The 13,105-nt window shown below is 60.4% G+C and carries 15 protein-coding genes and 1 other RNA gene; 9 read left to right on the top strand and 7 right to left on the bottom strand.

The window, feature by feature from the left end; all coding sequences use genetic code 11:
- The first annotated feature begins 33 nt into the window (after positions 1–33).
- Positions 34–132: signal recognition particle sRNA small type (ffs, locus tag Q1A52_RS16625), an RNA gene on the top strand.
- Between the two features lie 61 nt (positions 133–193).
- Here the strand turns inward: ffs and Q1A52_RS16620 are convergent.
- Complete coding sequence (locus Q1A52_RS16620) at positions 194–1,072, bottom strand: alpha/beta fold hydrolase (RefSeq protein WP_300017853.1); 879 nt, start codon at positions 1,070–1,072, stop codon at positions 194–196.
- A gap of 86 nt (positions 1,073–1,158) precedes the next feature.
- Between Q1A52_RS16620 and Q1A52_RS16615 the strand changes: the two genes are divergently transcribed.
- The 5 genes from Q1A52_RS16615 to recR all read left to right on the top strand — a co-directional run bounded on the left by Q1A52_RS16615 (position 1,159) and on the right by recR (position 5,053).
- Positions 1,159–1,749 (top strand): TetR/AcrR family transcriptional regulator, encoded by a 591-nt coding sequence (locus Q1A52_RS16615; protein ID WP_300017850.1) that lies wholly within the window; start codon positions 1,159–1,161, stop codon positions 1,747–1,749.
- Positions 1,750–1,828: 79 nt separating this feature from the next.
- Complete coding sequence (locus tag Q1A52_RS16610) at positions 1,829–3,592, top strand: DNA polymerase III subunit gamma/tau (RefSeq protein ID WP_300017847.1); 1,764 nt, start codon at positions 1,829–1,831, stop codon at positions 3,590–3,592.
- A complete protein-coding gene (locus Q1A52_RS16605) occupies positions 3,585–3,983 on the top strand; it encodes a RidA family protein (RefSeq protein ID WP_300017844.1) in 399 nt (132 codons plus the stop codon). Before Q1A52_RS16610 ends, Q1A52_RS16605 begins: the two co-directional genes overlap by 8 nt.
- 50 nt (positions 3,984–4,033) lie before the next feature.
- A complete protein-coding gene (locus Q1A52_RS16600) occupies positions 4,034–4,378 on the top strand; it encodes a YbaB/EbfC family nucleoid-associated protein (protein ID WP_299860855.1) in 345 nt (114 codons plus the stop codon).
- Between the two features lie 81 nt (positions 4,379–4,459).
- Positions 4,460–5,053, top strand: a complete 594-nt coding sequence (gene recR, locus Q1A52_RS16595; RefSeq protein ID WP_300017841.1) for a recombination mediator RecR — start codon at positions 4,460–4,462, stop codon at positions 5,051–5,053.
- Here recR and Q1A52_RS16590 read toward each other — a convergent pair whose 3' ends face one another.
- Both Q1A52_RS16590 and Q1A52_RS16585 read right to left on the bottom strand, forming a co-directional pair.
- The gene (locus tag Q1A52_RS16590; RefSeq protein WP_300017838.1) at positions 5,054–5,653 is read right to left on the bottom strand and encodes a hypothetical protein; all 600 of its coding nucleotides are present in this window, start codon (positions 5,651–5,653) and stop codon (positions 5,054–5,056) included.
- A 533-nt stretch (positions 5,654–6,186) separates the two neighbouring features.
- Complete coding sequence (locus Q1A52_RS16585) at positions 6,187–6,957, bottom strand: DUF1013 domain-containing protein (RefSeq protein ID WP_300017835.1); 771 nt, start codon at positions 6,955–6,957, stop codon at positions 6,187–6,189.
- Between the two features lie 137 nt (positions 6,958–7,094).
- On the opposite strand from Q1A52_RS16585, the gene Q1A52_RS16580 reads away from it, so the two are divergent.
- Complete coding sequence (locus Q1A52_RS16580) at positions 7,095–7,724, top strand: ribonuclease T2 (protein WP_300017832.1); 630 nt, start codon at positions 7,095–7,097, stop codon at positions 7,722–7,724.
- A gap of 33 nt (positions 7,725–7,757) precedes the next feature.
- Here Q1A52_RS16580 and Q1A52_RS16575 read toward each other — a convergent pair whose 3' ends face one another.
- The 3 genes from Q1A52_RS16575 to Q1A52_RS16565 form a co-directional block, all read right to left on the bottom strand.
- Positions 7,758–8,732 (bottom strand): quinone oxidoreductase, encoded by a 975-nt coding sequence (locus tag Q1A52_RS16575; RefSeq protein WP_300017829.1) that lies wholly within the window; start codon positions 8,730–8,732, stop codon positions 7,758–7,760.
- Positions 8,733–8,793: 61 nt separating this feature from the next.
- Positions 8,794–9,783: an NAD(P)H-quinone oxidoreductase gene (locus tag Q1A52_RS16570; RefSeq protein ID WP_300017826.1), complete on the bottom strand. Its 990-nt coding sequence runs from the start codon at positions 9,781–9,783 to the stop codon at positions 8,794–8,796.
- 264 nt (positions 9,784–10,047) lie between these two features.
- Entirely contained in the window at positions 10,048–10,746 is a 699-nt protein-coding gene (locus Q1A52_RS16565) for a COQ9 family protein (RefSeq protein ID WP_300017823.1), read from the bottom strand.
- Between the two features lie 114 nt (positions 10,747–10,860).
- On the opposite strand from Q1A52_RS16565, the gene rpsU reads away from it, so the two are divergent.
- Positions 10,861–11,067, top strand: a complete 207-nt coding sequence (gene rpsU / locus Q1A52_RS16560; RefSeq protein WP_008207378.1) for a 30S ribosomal protein S21 — start codon at positions 10,861–10,863, stop codon at positions 11,065–11,067.
- Between the two features lie 286 nt (positions 11,068–11,353).
- Positions 11,354–12,514, top strand: coding sequence for a CAP domain-containing protein (locus tag Q1A52_RS16555; RefSeq protein ID WP_300017820.1), 1,161 nt, complete (start codon positions 11,354–11,356; stop codon positions 12,512–12,514).
- A gap of 59 nt (positions 12,515–12,573) precedes the next feature.
- Here the strand turns inward: Q1A52_RS16555 and Q1A52_RS16550 are convergent, their stop codons facing one another.
- Entirely contained in the window at positions 12,574–13,035 is a 462-nt protein-coding gene (locus Q1A52_RS16550) for an Lrp/AsnC family transcriptional regulator (protein ID WP_299779206.1), read from the bottom strand.
- Positions 13,036–13,105 lie beyond the last annotated feature (70 nt).

Here is a 13,105-nt window from a genome sequence, read left to right as displayed (position 1 = left end):
GCGTCCTGTTCCGCGCTTGCCTATATGCAGGGCTGAGAGGTTGGCGCGGGCGAGCGCCTCGCCAACCCGGTCAGATCCGGAAGGAAGCAGCCGTAACGAGCCCCGCTTGGGTCGTTGTCCAGCCTCTCACCGACCCCTGCATGCGTCTCGGCGGTAGCACGTCATCCTATTGCGCTGTGGGTAGGGACACGTGTCAAATCTCCACCGACGGACCAACAAGCAGCGTATTCCACAAAGCCTCGTTCTTTCTCGCAAAGGCCGAGATGTGACCCACCCGTTTCAGGCCAAAAGCCTTTGGGTCAAGCGTTTCGATCTGCGCGTATTCACCATAGGTTTTTGCCAGCCGTTCGGTGCAAACTATCGGGCACACTTCGTCATCACTGAAAGAAATCAGACGCACCGGTGAGCCGGATCGTGACCAATCGGGCATCGGAAGGCCGTCGCGCAAGGCGCTATCATGCACGCCCGCCGTTGTGCACCAGCGGCGCCACTCCTTGTAAGCGGCACCGGGCATATCGGCACCCAGACCCAGTTTGCGGCCCGGCAAATAGCCACACAAGCGCGTCGCAACCGACGGAAGGCCGTACCAGAAATAGAGTGCAAAGGCCCGGTAAGGCCACGGATGATCGCCATGATGCACAAAGCCCGACGCCACACCAATCACACGATCGATGCCGCTGATATCTTCTTGCATGGGCAGCAGCATTGTGCCCAGCGAATGCCCCATGACCCAAAGCGGCACATCCGGCACCGCACGGCGTAGATGCGCACGGGCGGCGGCGTTGTCGCGCAAACCCCAGTCCGACATGGTGGCCCGACAGTGTCGCATCGGCCCGGCAGTTGACCGCCCCATGCCCCGGTAATCGTAAGTCAGGACCGCGATGCCATGCTCAAGCGCTGCCCACTGCGCAAAGGCACGGTAGTAGGTCTGTGGCACACCGGTTGCGCCGTTGAGCACAAGAGCGGCGCGCGCCGCGAACGGCGGCAGGAAGAGCGTGCCTCCCAATTCGGCACCGTCCGCCGTTTTGATGAGTCGGCGACGCACATTGGCGGCTTCCACGATTTTCAGCATGCTGACCTCCTGAGCATCCAACCAATAGACCAATCGGTCTACTCCTATGACTGGACCATTTGGTCTAGCTCTGTCAAGCTGCCTGTATGGATAAAAGTGCCCTTCCGACCAAAGACAGGCTGATCCGCGCGGCGGCGCAGCTCTTCCGTTCCCGCGGATATCATGGCGTTGGCCTCAACGATTTGCTCGCCGAAGCGACGGCGCCCAAAGGGTCGCTCTACCATCATTTTCCAAACGGCAAGGCGGATCTCGCACTGGCGGCGGCGACGTGGGCATCGGACGAGATGTTGCGCGTAATCGCGGCGAGTTTTGCCGGGGCAAAGACCTTTGAGGACGGTGCGACCACGCTGTGTTTCAAGCTGGCCAAACTCTTTGATCTCACGGGCCAACAAGATGGCTGCCCCGTGGGCTCGACCCTCTTTGAGGGTCCGGGCAATGCCGAATTCCTGCGCCATGCCGAGCGTTGCTATGAAGGCTGGATCGAAGAGGTGCAGGACCACGCCAACCGATTCGGCTTGCAGGAGGCAGACGCCCGACGGCGCGCGGAACATGTGTTCCTGCTGATCCAGGGCGGCTGGCAGCTCGCCCGTGCCCGCAAAAGTTCAGAGGTGCTGCGCGGCCTGCCAGAGTTGTTCGCCTATGCGCCGCAGATGGCATCCACCACCGGCAAGAATTAGAGCAAATCAGGCCAGCGCTGCTGGACGCCACCGGGCGGAGCCTCTAGTTTGCCTGCACCCCGGTTCCGGAAGGCAGAGCATGCAAGACGACACATCCAACTACCAGGTGCTGGCGCGCAAGTACCGCCCGGAGACCTTTGCCGATCTGGTGGGTCAGGACGCCATGGTGCGGACGTTGAAGAATGCCTTTGAGGCGGACCGGATTGCGCAAGCCTTCATCATGACCGGCATTCGCGGAACGGGGAAAACCACCACCGCCCGGATCATTGCCAAAGGCATGAATTGCATTGGCCCGGATGGCAGTGGCGGACCCACGACGGAGCCCTGCGGCACCTGCGAACATTGCACGGCGATCATGGAAGGCCGCCATGTCGATGTGATGGAAATGGATGCCGCCTCCAACACCGGGGTGGCGAATATCCGCGAGATCATCGATTCGGTGCATTACCGTGCAGCCTCTGCCCGCTACAAGGTCTACATCATCGACGAAGTGCACATGCTGTCGACCGGTGCCTTCAACGCGCTGCTGAAGACGCTCGAAGAGCCACCCGCACATGTGAAGTTCATCTTTGCCACCACGGAAATCCGCAAGGTGCCGGTCACGGTCCTGTCGCGCTGCCAGCGGTTCGATCTGCGGCGGATCGAACCCGAGGTGATGATCGCGCTGATGCGCAAGATCGCCGGTGCCGAGGGCGCGGAGATTGCGGATGATGCGCTGGCCCTGATCGCGCGCGCGGCGGAAGGGTCTGCCCGAGATGCGACATCGCTGCTGGATCAGGCCATCAGCCACGGCGCGGGCGAGACAACGGCCCTGCAGGTGCGCGCCATGCTGGGGCTGGCGGATCGGGGACGGGTGCTTGATCTCTTTGACATGATCCTGAAGGGCGATGCGGCAGGGGCCTTGACGGAACTCTCGGCGCAATATGCCGAAGGCGCGGACCCGATGGCCGTGCTGCGGGATCTGGCGGAGATTACCCATTGGGTGTCGGTGGTGAAAATCACGCCCGAGGCCGCTGAAGACCCGACGGTATCGCCGGATGAACGCAGCCGCGGGGTGGCAATGGCGGAGGCCTTGCCGATGAGGGTTCTGACACGGCTGTGGCAAATGTTGCTGAAGGCGCTGGATGAGGTTGCCAGCGCGCCCAATGCGATGATGGCGGCGGAAATGGCGATCATCCGGCTGACACATGTGGCCGATCTGCCCAGCCCCGAGGAATTGGTGCGCAAGCTGCAAGGGACCACGCCACCCCCGGCGCCGAGCGGAGCTTCTGGCGGATCAAAACCTGTGCAGAGCACAGGCGCGCGTGCCGCGGGCGGGGGGGCCTCGGCTGTCGCCTCGGCCCGGACATCCACCCATGGTGGTGCAGGGCCGGCAACGGCACAGGCGTTGGACGTCGATGCGGCCCTGGCGCGGTTCCCGAGTTTCGATCATGTGGTCGAGTTGATCCGGGCCAGAAAAGACGAAGTCCTGCGGGTGCACGTTATTAAGTATGTGCGGTTAGTAAGTTACGCGCCTGGTAGAATAGAATTCGAACCTGCTGACGACGCACCGAGAGACTTGGCGCAACGGTTGGGACGCCAGTTGCAAAACTGGACAGGTAACCGTTGGGCGGTGACGGTAGTCAATGAAGGCGGCGGCGAGACTATTGATGAAATACAAAATGCTGATGCGCGCGCACGCGAGGCTCAGATCAAAAAACATCCACTTGTGCAAGCTGTTCTCGCCCATTTCCCAAAAGCGGTTATCCGCCCGGGAGATACAGCTGAGGAAGTAGCAGCCAAAATAGCCAAGGAAGCCCTGCCGGAAGTCGAAGACGAATGGGACCCCTTCGAGGATGACTAAGCCCCGGGCGCTGATCCCGCCCAGCATGACCGCGCTCGAGCAGGACTGGCAGATGTCGCCGGGCATTGTCTCCAACGGTCACGTCTTCCTGACCGGGTTCAATGGCTGTCCGCTCGACGGACCGCCCTCTCCGGATTCCGAAACGCAGATCACCACGGCCTTTGACGCGGTCTCGATGGTTCTGGCCGAGGCCGGCCTCAGCTTTGCCGATGTTATCGAGATGACGTCCTATCACGTTGGTCTCGCGGATCACCTGACGCTTTTCAGGAAACTGCGCGGGGCGCGGATCAGCCGCCCCTATCCGGCCTGGACGGCAATAGAGGTTGCGGGCTTTGCGACGCCCGGCGTGATTGTCGAGCTTAAGGTGGTCGCCCGGCTCAAAAGTGACTAAGTAACAAGGCAGCACTGCCTTAAGCGGACTTAAAACAAAGGGAACAGAGCATGTTCAAAGGACTTGGCGGCCTCGGCGATATGGCCGGGATGATGAAAAAAGCGCAGGAAATGCAGGGCAAGATGGCCCAGTTGCAGGAAGACATGCACGGCATCCTGGTGGAAGGCTCCTCCGGGGCAGGCCTTGTCAAGGCCACCTGCACGGCCAAGGGGGAGTTGAAAACGCTCGATATTGACCCGTCGATCTTCAACGGCGATGACAAGGAAGTTGTCGAGGATCTGATCCTGGCGGCGATCAAGGACGCGCAGACAAAGGCGAGTGAACGGGCGCAGGAAGAGATGTCGAAGCTGACCGAAGGCCTGGGCCTGCCAGCAGACATGAAGCTGCCGTTCTAACACCGGTTTGCAGGCACTGAGCGGCAGAATGTGCCCAAAGGGCATCTTGCAGGCACCTCCGGTCCTGACCGAGCACAAGACATGAGCAGCACCAAAGACATCGACGCCTTGATCGAACTGATGGCCAAGCTGCCCGGTCTTGGCCCGCGGTCTGCGCGGCGCGCGGTGCTGCACCTCATTCGCAAGCGCAGCCTGCTGCTGACACCACTGGCAGATGTGATGCAGACCGTCGCCGCCACCGCGCGCGAATGCCTGAATTGCGGCAATGTCGGCACCCTCGATGTCTGCGATATCTGCACCTCCGAAAAACGCGCCAATGGAGAGCTCTGCGTTGTCGAAGACGTGGCCGATCTTTGGGCCATGGAACGCTCGGGTGTTTTCAAGGGGCGGTATCACGTGCTCGGTGGGACGCTTTCGGCACTAGACGCGATTGGCCCAAGTGAATTGCGCATCCCCCGTCTGATCGACCGGGTGACCAGCGAACATATCACCGAAGTCATTCTTGCCCTGAATGCCACGATTGATGGGCAGACCACCGCCCATTACATCGCTGATCAGCTTGACGGGCAGGTAACGCTCACCTCACTGGCGCAGGGTGTACCGATTGGGGGCGAGCTTGATTATCTTGACGACGGGACAATCACCGCGGCGATGCGCGCGCGCAAAGCGATCTGATCAGGCGACTTGCTCAAAGCGACAGCGGGCGCAGAGTGGATAGTTCTCAACAAATTCGGTAACGGCTGCTTTCATCAGGCCATAGCTCTCGCCATAGAAGAACAGACCGGTTTCGGTATTGCCATCCCAATGACCCCGAAAAGCGCCGATGCCCTCCATAAGCGCCTCGCAGGTTTCGATCACTTCATTCACGTCAGAGGTCGCATAGACGTCATCCGGCAAGTCCGTACCGTTGAGATAAATCCCCATGCCTTCGGCTTTTCCAATCGGCATGTCTTCAAGCCCATCGACCTTCAGCAACGATCCCTTTGGCGCGCCAAGGCTTTCCAACGCATTGCGTAGAAATGCCAATGTCTGTGGCGATGTATCCTGTGTGAGGATTTCCAGATCGCAATACTGGATGCCCGCGTGATCTGCCAGAAGCATGGTGCCCCCGCCGGTCACCTCACCCAATCCGGCTTCCTGCAGGATTTCCGCCATTGGCGCTTCGTAATACTCGTAGCGATCAACTGGCTGCACCTGTGCGTTCAGTTGCGCTACTACAAATACGCCCTCCGGGGTCGCTTCATTCTTGCGAAAAGGGTTCCAGAAATTGCCCATTTGACCACCTTCATTGCCGGCTCGACTTGCTCACCGCTTAAGAGTGAACTGTGATGAAGGAAAAAAGATGTAAGAAAAATGGCAAATCGTGGACGTGGTCTGTTCCGAACAAAAGGGCGATTCCTCTCGTTTAGAGCGGTTGGCAAGGGATCGGCACTCTCACCGATGGACAACGACGCTAAACAAGACGGGTGTAAACACACCCGGCACCCTCAAGTTAGTGTCAGAGTTTCAGAGCTGTCAGCAACAGACTGCACCGGTTCCACGTTGCTTGCGTAGAGCGCGGCAGACGCTGTCATCATCGGTCATCAATCTACACATCAAAGCAGCCCAAGGCGTTCGTCAGCAGGCTGCGTCCATTACGGATGTCCAGACCGGTCACTACCGCAGGCAGACCTTTACCGGCGTCCGTTAAATATCGCCACAGGTTAATTGAAATGGCGTTATTCGTATGTCTGCGGCTATGCATGATGGGACAAAAGGAAAGCCCCGGCATCTCACGACACCGGGGCATGTTTGCGCTGCGTATCTGATCAGGTACGCGGGTCGTCTTCTGCGTCGTCGTCCGACGTACCTTCCGGCAGGTTGAAGAAGCTATCCGCATCTGCGAAGTCTTCTTTCTCTTCCACATCCGGTTGCTCTTCGCTGTCACCTGCAAGGGTGAAGGTTTCCAGCCCTTCGATGGCCGTCGGAATTTTTGGTTCGGCATCCATGCCAAGGCTCTGTTCGGTGCTGACCAGCTTGCGACGCTCGTCATCGCTCATCACCGGTGCATCGGCTGCCTTTTTGGCAGCGGCCTTCTGCACGGCCGCATCCAGTTCGGACTGTTTGCACAGGCCCAGGGCAACCGGGTCGATCGGCTGAATATTGGCGATGTTCCAATGGGTGCGTTCGCGGATCGCCTGAATGGTGGGTTTGGTTGTGCCCACCAGCTTGCTTATCTGTCCATCGCTGAGTTCGGGATGGAATTTCACCAGCCACAGGATCGACGCGGGCCGGTCCTGCCGTTTGCTGAGCGGTGTATAACGCGGACCACGGCGTTTTTCCTCGCCCTGCGCGGCGGCGTTGAATTTCAGTTGCAGCTTGTGCAGCGGGTTGCCCTGGGCGGCTTCGATCTCATCCTGCGTGAGCTGGTTGTTGGCAATCGGGTCGAACCCCTTCACGCCCTGCGCCACGTCTCCGTCCGCGATGCCCTGCACTTCCAGCTCGTGCATGCCGACGAAATCCGCGATCTGCTTGAAACTGATGGTCGTGTTGTCCACCAGCCAGACGGCGGTGGCCTTGGCCATGATCGGTTTTGCCATTTTCATTCTCCTGTCTACCTGCGTGAGCCCACATCTTTCCCGTCGCCTGAAAGGGCTGTCCCGGGGGTCGGAACGGTTTCCATTGTGGGGGAACTTGTGGCTTATATAAGCGGGCAAACCGAATAAGGAAAGACCCAATGCGTGCGGCTCTGATCTGGCTTCTGACGGCCCTGCCCCTTGCAGCACAGGACCATCGCGCAGGTTTTTTCGACTATTACGTGCTGTCGCTCAGCTGGTCGCCGACCTGGTGCGCGCTCGAAGGCGACGCGCGCGGGTCGGATCAATGCGCGCCGCGCCATGATCATGGCTGGATTCTGCACGGGCTGTGGCCGCAATACGAACGGGGCTATCCGGAATATTGCCGAACGGGCGAGCGCGCGCCGTCGCGCCGCATGACACGCGAGATGGCAGATGTGATGGGCACCTCCGGGCTGGCCTGGCACCAGTGGAAAAAACACGGCACCTGCAGTGGGTTAACTGCGTCAGATTACTACGCGCTGTCCCGCGAAGCCTATGCGCGTGTGACCAGACCCGAAGTGTTCCGGAAGCTCGACAAGCCGGTGCGCCTGCCCGCCTCCGTGGTCGAAGAGGCCTTTTTGCAGTCGAACCCGGACCTGGAGGCCAAGGGGATTACCATCACCTGCAAAGCCGGGCATATTCAGGAGGCGCGTATCTGCCTGACGCGGGACCTAGGCCCGCGGACATGTGGCGCGGATGTCCTGCTGGACTGTTCTTCTCCAAGCGCGCTTTTCACGCCCATCCGGTGATATTGGGGCAGGCCGTGGCGCGGGTTTCGGGCATCATGGCTCCAGAATCGTGCAGCCAGTGGTTTTTCTGGCTTCCAGGGCTTCATGCGCGGCGCGCACCTCGCTCAAGGGAAAACGTTGATCGATGCGGATGTCCACGGCCCCGGACTGCACCTTTTCAAAGAGATGCCGCGCCATTTCCTGACAGGACGCATGATCGCCGATATGCGCGAAAAGCGTGGGCCGGGTGATTTTCAACGACCCTTTCTGTCCCAGAACAGCGAGATTGAAAGGCGGCACAGCGCCCGAGGCGTTGCCAAAGGAAATCATCATGCCCAGAGGTTTCAGACTGTCCAGCGAGCCCTCGAAGGTGTCTGCGCCGACGGCATCCATGACCACATCCACGCCGTGTCCACCGGTCAGCTCGTGCACTCTGGCAGGCCAATCCTCGGTCCGGTAGTTGATGCAATGCGCAGCACCATGGTCCAGCGCAAGCGCGCATTTCTCATCGGTTCCGGCCGTCCCGATCAGCGTGATGCCCTCCGACCGCGCCCACTGGCAGGCGATCAGGCCGACACCACCCGCAGCGGCGTGAAAGAGTACCGTATCGCCCCGTGCAATCGGCGTCGTCCGGTGAAAGAGATACTCGACGGTCATGCCCTTGAGCATCATGGCCGCGCCCTTGTCGAAGGAGATATCGTCCGGCAGCGGGCAGACCTGCGCGGCGGGCATCACCCGGGCTGTTGCATAGGCGCCCGCAGGCGTTGCGGCGTAGGCGGCGCGGTCGCCCGGTTTGAGATGCGTGACACCCGCGCCAACAGCGTCGATGACCCCTGCCGCCTCCATGCCCAACGCGTGCGGCAGGTCGAGCGGGTAGAGACCGCTGCGCTGATACACATCGATGAAATTCAGCCCGCAGGCTTTATGGTTGATCCGTACCTCACCGGGCCCTGGGTCGCCGACCTCGCGGTCCACCAATATCATGGCCTCGGGCCCGCCGGGGCTTTCGATGATGACTGTTTGCGCCATTTTGGCTTTCCTTTCACGTTGCGTGAATACTGCTGTTGCGAAGGTGGCCTGAAAGCTCACCCTACCTGCCGGAAACATCCAATACGATCTTGCCGATATGTTCGGAGCTTTCCATCCGTGCATGCGCCTTGGCGGCCTCTGCCAGCGGGAAGGCCTGATCCATCACCGGTGCAACGCGTTTCATCGCCAGCAGCGGCCAGACCGTCTCTCGCAGGTCCTGCGCAATGCGGGCCTTGGCTGTGTAGCTCTGCGGGCGCAGGGTGCTGCCCGTCATCGTCAGCCGCCGCATCATCAGCTGTGCGAAGTTCACCTCCACCTTCGGGCCGTTCAGAAAAGCGATCTGCACCAGCCGCCCGTCATCCGCGAGGGCCTTGAGGTTGCGCGGGATATAGTCACCGCCGACCATGTCCAGGATTAGGTCAGCCCCCCCTGCCGTGCGCAGAACCTCAACGAAATCCGCGTCGCGGTAGTTGATTGCGACCTCGGCCCCAAGTTCTGTGCAAGCGGCACATTTGTCGGCAGAGCCTGCCGTTGCAAAGACCCGCGCGCCAAAAGCGCTGGCCAGTTGGATGGCCGTTGTGCCGATGCCGGAGGAACCGCCGTGCACCAGAAACCGCTCGCCGGATTTGAGGGCGCCGCGCATGAAGACATTGGACCAGACCGTGAAAAAAGTCTCCGGCAGGCAGGCCGCTTCTTTCAGCGTCATGTCACTTGGCACCGGCAAGCAGTGGGCTGCAGGCGTTGCGACGTATTCTGCATAGCCGCCACCGGGCAACAGGGCGCAGACGGGATCCCCAACCGCCAGACCGGACACACCGCTGCCCAGTGCGACGATTTCTCCCGAGGCTTCAAGCCCCGGCAGATCACTGGCCGTCGGGGGGGGGGCGTAAAGACCCGCACGTTGCAGGGCGTCGGGGCGATTCACGCCAGCCCAGGCCACCTTGATCACTACCTGACCGTGGGCGGGCTCGGGCACCGGGCGCTCCGTAAGTGCCAACACGTCCGGTCCACCGGGTTTCGTGATTTCAACGGCACGCATCATCTGGGACATTCGCGGGATCCTTTCTGTTGCTCCATGCGTAGCAGGACAGACCTGAATGGCAAACCGAAGGCAGCTCTTGTGCTCATTCGTTTAGTGCCTGCAAAATGTCTGTCTGTGTGTCCGTTCGCTCCTTTGAAGCTGCCCGATGCCCGGTCTGCCGGGGATACAGGGCATTCATCGGGTCGACACATCTGTCATGTTACGCATCCGCAGCCAAATCCTGCGGTGATCCTGCTATATACGGTCACGATGAGTGTGTTGCCGATCCAGGCCTCACTCCCGCGGCGCGGTCCAGCTGCCGGGGAAGTCCATCTTCGGCATGCGGGCTGGCGCCTTGATATGGCTCATCAGCCAGTTCGGCCCGGCCATCAGACGGCTCAGCGTCGGGCTTTGCCGGACCCGTGCCTTGAGCTTCTCAACCTGCATGACGTCTTCGATGCGCCGGTCCAGGAAGGCCCATGTCGCCATATTGTCCGGGCTGTCATCGCCCAGCCAGTATAGCACGGTAGACGAATAAACCCCGCTCAGCGTCGCCCGCTTGGTGTACCAGTTCACATCGTCCGAGGTATCACCCAGCGCGGTCCAGATCGCATCGGACGTGCCCCAGATCAGTTTCGCCCCATCCGCCGCATGCATTGGCAGGGCGAAAAGCGTGGTGCCCCGCCGCACTGCCTCCTTGTCCGTGACCGCCTCGATGCGGAACCGCACGGCGCTGGCCACCTTCTCGCGGAACTTCAACGCGCTCATGTCCTCGGCGGCGATCCGGGCGGTCATCGCCTCATCCCCGCGATGATGAAAGGCCACCGCCAGATCGACTGCGCCGCGCGGGCACACCGCGCGCGCCACTGCCGGGGCGACATCCGTGTCGCGAATCGCGGCCTGAAAAGTAGCCTCTGACCAGCCATCGAAGGGCACATGCGCAAGGGCTGCGTCCAAAAGCTGTGTTTTTGCGGTCTCGTATGATACGCTCATGATATGTCTCCTGCGGGAAAAGGCGCGGTATACTGGACAAGATAGGTTGTCCTTGCTATATGCCCACTTCCTGCAAATCCTTGCAACTCAACTTAGAAAGGTGGTGAAAACCACATGCAGGTTAGTGTTCGCGACAACAACGTCGATCAGGCCCTCCGGGCTCTGAAGAAAAAGCTGCAGCGTGAAGGTGTCTTCCGTGAAATGAAGCTCAAGCAACATTTCGAGAAGCCGTCCGAGAAAAAAGCGCGCGAGAAAGCTGAAGCGATCCGCCGTGCCCGTAAACTGGCACGCAAAAAGGCCCAACGCGAAGGGATGCTCTAAGCAGCTCGCCGAAAGGCTGACACGAATACGGACCCCCGCATGGCCAGACCACGCGGGGGTTTGTTGATTCAGGCGCCTTGTATTTCCTTCACATAAAGGTCGCGATTTCTCGCTGATCACGCTCCTGCCTCCCGACATTGATGGACGCGGCATCTTACCGCTGTGCGGCGTGCCGCATTCGGGCTCATCCCTGCTGAGAATTCAGGCATTGGCAGGCTGCCCTATCCAAGCTTCGCGTCAAATCCTAGCGATCTGCGGGCCGACAACACTCATCAAGGAGAATGACATGTCACGCGCAAGCGAGTTAGAACAGCAAATGCTGGGACTCATCAACGAGGAGAGAACGTCACGGGGATTGAACCCGGTCGAACTGGAACTACGGCTCAATGAAAGCAGCGAAGATCACAGCCAGTGGATGCTGGAAGAAGATCAGTTTTCCCACACAGGCGAAAACGGAACAAGCGCGGGTGATCGCATGCGCAATGCCGATTTCGAATTCGAAGGCGCGTGGTCCTGGGGCGAAAACATCGCCTTTCAAAGTGAACGGGGCGAGCCGGGCCTGGCCGACGATGTGGTCGATCTGCACAACAGCCTGATGAACAGCCCCGGTCACCGCGCAAACATTCTGAACCCCGACTATGAGGTCATTGGCCTCGGGATCGAAGTTGGTGAGTTTGACGGGTTCGAGGCCGTGATGGTCACCCAGAACTTTGCCAGCACGGATGCGGAATTGCAGTTGGACCAGGAGGGTGCTGCCTCCGAACCGGAAACCGAGGAGCCGACAGAGCCAGCACCGGATCCGGAAGAGCCGGAAACGGAGACCCCGGCACCGGACCCTGAAACACCTGATCCTGACACCGGGGAAGAGACCCCCGATCCGGAATCCGAAACCGAAGAACCGGAGCCTGAACCAGAGGAGCCGGTTGCTGAAGCGCCGAATCCAAACAACACGCCAGAGACCGAGGAGCCGGAGCCTGACCCCGAAACCCCGGAACCTGATCCGGAGCCCGAAACGCCAGAACCGGAACCGGAAACGCCCACGGGGGAACCGGAGCCGGAGCCGGAGATACCGGAACCTGAGACCCCGACACCAGATCCCGATCCAGAGCCGGAAACCCCTGAACCGGAGCCGGAAACGCCGGATGTTGTCGGCGAAGGCCCATGCTTGGACGACAACACCTTCGCGCAGCTGCAGTTCTTCGTCACCGGTCTCTTTGCAGCCCTCTTTGACGAAGAGTTCGCATTCACATGGGATGGCGGCGACGAAGGCGAACCGCAGACGATCACCTTTGATGTCGATGAGTTCTTCGAAGGCCTGTTCGATACGCCGGAAGGCGACGACGGCATGGACCAGGGCGATGACGACATGATGATGGCTGACGAGGACGTCGCAGGCGACTGCGAGTCTGGCTTCCGCTTTGTCGAGGAGTGGGACTGCCTCGCCTAATCACACACCGGCCCGCTCCGTCACCGACGGGGCGGGTCACTGCCTGCGCGACCGCCGCGCTACGTCACCGGTAGGGCCGTCGTTTTGAACACGGTCCTCAGCGCAAAGCTGGACTGCATCTGTCCCACCCCCGGCAAACGCGCCAGGTACTGCCGGTGAATGCGGGCGAAATCTTCCGTATTCTCGGCCACCACCTTCAACAGGTAATCTGCCGTGCCCGCCATCAGGTGACATTCCAGCACGTCAGGAATGCGGCTGACGGCCTTCTCGAAGGCGTCCAGCACTTCATCCGCCTGCCCCTGCAACGTAATCTCCACAAAGACCGTCGTTGGCACCCCCATTTTGCGGGCGTCCAGCAAGGCCACGTAATCGCGGATGTAGCCGTCTTTCTCCAGCCGCTGCACCCGCCGGTGACAGGCCGAGGGCGAGAGGTTCACCGCCTCGCTCAGCTCGGCATTTGCCATGCGACCTTTGCGCTGCAGGGCTTTGAGGATACGTTTGTCTGTTGCATCAAGGCTCATTGGTGCAAAAATCTCCTGCATATCACCTTACAGACGCTAGTATATTCGCAAAATACTCGAAATGGCGAGG

Source organism: uncultured Roseobacter sp. (genome assembly GCF_947488185.1).
Lineage (GTDB): Bacteria > Pseudomonadota > Alphaproteobacteria > Rhodobacterales > Rhodobacteraceae > Roseobacter.
This window is presented reverse-complemented; position numbering and strand designations above follow the sequence as displayed.

Bases quoted from the DNA above. Each gene is read 5' to 3' on its own strand.
- Q1A52_RS16585 (WP_300017835.1), bottom strand. From the start codon at position 6,957: ATGGCAAAACCGATCATGGCCAAGGCCACCGCCGTCTGGCTGGTGGAC.
- rpsU (WP_008207378.1), top strand. From the start codon at position 10,861: ATGCAGGTTAGTGTTCGCGACAACAACGTCGATCAGGCCCTCCGGGCT.
- Q1A52_RS16610 (WP_300017847.1), top strand. From the start codon at position 1,829: ATGCAAGACGACACATCCAACTACCAGGTGCTGGCGCGCAAGTACCGC.
- recR (WP_300017841.1), top strand. From the start codon at position 4,460: ATGAGCAGCACCAAAGACATCGACGCCTTGATCGAACTGATGGCCAAG.
- Q1A52_RS16565 (WP_300017823.1), bottom strand. From the start codon at position 10,746: ATGAGCGTATCATACGAGACCGCAAAAACACAGCTTTTGGACGCAGCC.
- Q1A52_RS16580 (WP_300017832.1), top strand. From the start codon at position 7,095: ATGCGTGCGGCTCTGATCTGGCTTCTGACGGCCCTGCCCCTTGCAGCA.
- Q1A52_RS16590 (WP_300017838.1), bottom strand. From the start codon at position 5,653: ATGGGCAATTTCTGGAACCCTTTTCGCAAGAATGAAGCGACCCCGGAG.
- Q1A52_RS16570 (WP_300017826.1), bottom strand. From the start codon at position 9,783: ATGTCCCAGATGATGCGTGCCGTTGAAATCACGAAACCCGGTGGACCG.
- Q1A52_RS16600 (WP_299860855.1), top strand. From the start codon at position 4,034: ATGTTCAAAGGACTTGGCGGCCTCGGCGATATGGCCGGGATGATGAAA.
- Q1A52_RS16555 (WP_300017820.1), top strand. From the start codon at position 11,354: ATGTCACGCGCAAGCGAGTTAGAACAGCAAATGCTGGGACTCATCAAC.
- Q1A52_RS16615 (WP_300017850.1), top strand. From the start codon at position 1,159: ATGGATAAAAGTGCCCTTCCGACCAAAGACAGGCTGATCCGCGCGGCG.
- Q1A52_RS16620 (WP_300017853.1), bottom strand. From the start codon at position 1,072: ATGCTGAAAATCGTGGAAGCCGCCAATGTGCGTCGCCGACTCATCAAA.
- Q1A52_RS16605 (WP_300017844.1), top strand. From the start codon at position 3,585: ATGACTAAGCCCCGGGCGCTGATCCCGCCCAGCATGACCGCGCTCGAG.
- Q1A52_RS16550 (WP_299779206.1), bottom strand. From the start codon at position 13,035: ATGAGCCTTGATGCAACAGACAAACGTATCCTCAAAGCCCTGCAGCGC.
- Q1A52_RS16575 (WP_300017829.1), bottom strand. From the start codon at position 8,732: ATGGCGCAAACAGTCATCATCGAAAGCCCCGGCGGGCCCGAGGCCATG.